This is a genomic window from Bacteroides caecigallinarum (assembly GCF_021531075.1).
GTDB lineage: Bacteria > Bacteroidota > Bacteroidia > Bacteroidales > Bacteroidaceae > Phocaeicola > Phocaeicola caecigallinarum_B.
On record NZ_JADYTJ010000102.1, the window covers coordinates 1 to 2,814 of the forward strand.

Annotated in this window: 2 protein-coding genes and 1 pseudogene; all 3 read right to left on the minus strand. The window is 32.4% G+C overall.

Features of this window, described 5'->3' with window-relative positions; translation table 11 throughout:
• Positions 1-124: 124 nt before the first annotated feature.
• The 3 genes and pseudogenes from I6E11_RS14370 to I6E11_RS14380 all read right to left on the minus strand — a co-directional run bounded on the left by I6E11_RS14370 (position 125) and on the right by I6E11_RS14380 (position 1,703).
• Complete coding sequence (locus I6E11_RS14370) at positions 125-583, minus strand: hypothetical protein (protein WP_235338800.1); 459 nt, start codon at positions 581-583, stop codon at positions 125-127.
• 63 nt (positions 584-646) lie between these two features.
• Positions 647-1,495 (minus strand): annotated as a pseudogene (dinD, locus tag I6E11_RS14375) (DNA damage-inducible protein D).
• A gap of 4 nt (positions 1,496-1,499) precedes the next feature.
• Positions 1,500-1,703 carry a hypothetical protein gene (locus I6E11_RS14380; RefSeq protein WP_235338801.1) on the minus strand — a complete coding sequence of 68 codons (204 nt, stop codon included), beginning with the start codon at positions 1,701-1,703 and terminating at the stop codon, positions 1,500-1,502.
• Positions 1,704-2,814 lie beyond the last annotated feature (1,111 nt).

Consider the following 2,814-nt stretch of genomic DNA (forward strand, 5'->3'; position numbering starts at 1 on the left):
TGTTTATACTGTTTAATACAGAAAGAAAGGAAATAGGCTATTACCTTAAATATTTATTTTATTTAATACGGCTTTTTATAATAACCAAACGGCTCATCTCCATATGAAAATCGCCACGATTCTCTCAAACATTAGTTATTTGGATAGCATCTTTAGTAAATACATGGATATTATCAACATATTTTACATGTCTATAAAATAAATCATTTTTATAAACTAATATAGGGATGAAAAAGAAATTCGGATTTATCATATCTTGAGGTGGAATTTTGGATTTAATAGCTCCCTGGGATTGCAAATCTCCTAATTCTAGGTTAGATATCAAATACTCTTTAAACATTTCTTGTTCAAGAGCGATTCGTATTCCTCCTTTATCACCGCCATACATTTTCCACAATGGAATGCTTTCTTCTGTAGTTTCAGTCCAACATGATACAAAAATATATCTACAGAATTTCACTCCTAGAGATTCTGTATTACCTTCCTCCAAATCATCTACTTTATCCAAACGATTGAAACGAATTGTTTGATTTTTTAGGATAAGAGCAAGTGATTCTAAATTTGTGTAATGGTATATTCTCATATTTTCAAATTTCTATTTCCCTCCTTTAATCCTATTGCAATTCTTACAAAGTATCTGGCAATTTCATTTTTTTGAAGTTTTGTTTGTGCTTTGTTGCTTTGTCAAGGACTTTCCCTCAGATTTCAATCGCCGCTCCACCTTTTTTACGTCCTCTCCTGGCGGTAGTTGTTCCGGAACAATTCCACGTTGAAGTAACATCTTTCTTACGGCTGCGTTGTTGTCTACATGCTCACGAGTGATTTGTTCTTGGCCGTGCAAATCTTTTTGTTGTACATTCACTGAAGTCATTTCTGCGGCGAAATCTTTTGCTTTTATACTGATTGTTGGAAGGAAGTCAGCTAAAGGACGGTTATCAGGAGCACCTAATCTGCGTTTCAGCAATGCTGTGTCTAAATGAAATAAAGCTTTATCTCCTTTGGAACGAATTATGGCAAAACCTTTATTGTCAATCCCTCGTTCGTATATTATTCCAGATAATCGACTTTATGTTTCAGCAAGTTTGTTACGTGCAATAACACGTTCATAATCAAGAATTCTTTTTTGAACAAGCTCTGCTCTTCGCGTTTGTACAGCAAAATAATTTTGTGCAAATGCTACTTGAGGTTTGCGTGGGTCTCCATTTTGTGCAATCAAGTAACATGCATATCGTGTAAGCATATAATCATTAACTTCACGCTGAGCACCTGAACCTAGTATGACCATTTTCCCGGCGTTGGGAAAATGGTTTTCTGGATTTTCTCCTGCATTTATACATGCTTCTTTTGCTTTATCTATTACATTATTAAATCTTTCCCATTTAGTATATCCCAATATACTCGATAATTCTCTTGCGCTCCAGCATTCCACTCCTTCGTATTCGTTTGCGATGGATTCAAATTGCTGGAATAGTTCTATTATTTCTTCAGCTTTCATAGGTTTACTTCTTGATTTTACGGATTAATATTCTCTTATATGAAGAATGTACAATTTCTCCATTAGGACCAAGATAATATGTCTTTTTGTTTCCTTTTCCCTTTAGAACGGCATTCTCATTAGTTTTACCACCACTTTGACCTGTTGGAATATCTGAAGCACGATCTATTTCTTTATAATCATTATATTTCTTTGTATCTGGACACAAATCATGGCATCCTATTTGCGTAAGTCCTAAAATTTCAAAATAATCAGTTCATCAACAAAAATACTCTTTTTATTCCAAAATGAAAAATAATTAAATACAAGATTATTTTCACTCTCACATCATTTACACAGAGGTGGGGGAAGTGTACTTCCTCTAATCTAACAGCTTTTAATACCATTTAAACGCTGTTTAAACGGAGTTTAAATGGTATTTAAATAAAACAATCCTCAAAAATCAATCTTCTAAATTTTCTTTGTGTTATTGCTCATCTCATTCCCTTATGAATCTAAAATACATAAAACAGTGTCTGCATGCCTCAGTCTTTCATGCTCGGTATTACGTATGGCCTTGTATTGCTGTTCGTCTTTGGTATATTTACCCTTTTAGGTGGAAGGTATTTATATCTTCTTCGTCTCAAAGAACATATGGCTTCTGTATCTTTGATATCTATGTTTCACCTAATGGGGTCGGTCACTGACGTGTTTCTGTCTCAATTTACGAAGTCTCGGACTATAATTTATTTGCAAACTCAATTGTTAATATCAATTTGACAAATTGATAAATTTGTATATCTTAGAATATGAATTTTACAGATATAAGGTTGATACCTGACTAAAATTTAATTCTCAGAGTTTTGTATAGTGATAAAAGATGCTTGTTTATGGATAAAAAATATTATTTTCTTTTATAAACGTGTGTATTGCTGATATATGATATTGTGCTATTCTTGTTTGTTGTTATATTGATAGTGCTTAGTTGTCTGTGCATTTCCCTTAAATAGAGATGAAAACATCAATTTTTCAATGATTTTTGAGAGTTTGGAATGTTCCTAAAAAATGACAAGTCGTTTTGAAAATTCTTTTTGTCGTTTTACCTAAGATTTCTTGTCATTTTCTCTAAGTTTTTCTAATTGAAGACTGTTAATTTTTAGATGCGATTTAAAGGTTATGTTCTATTTAATGCTGTTTTTGTTGATTATATTTCGGCCAAACTTAACTGTTCTTCTTCGGATGATGAAAAATGATGAATGTTGGTGTCGCTTATTTTGTTGATTTGGTAGCAGAATGTAAGGGAAAAAGAAATTTACTGTAATATCAAAAAAATCTCTGAT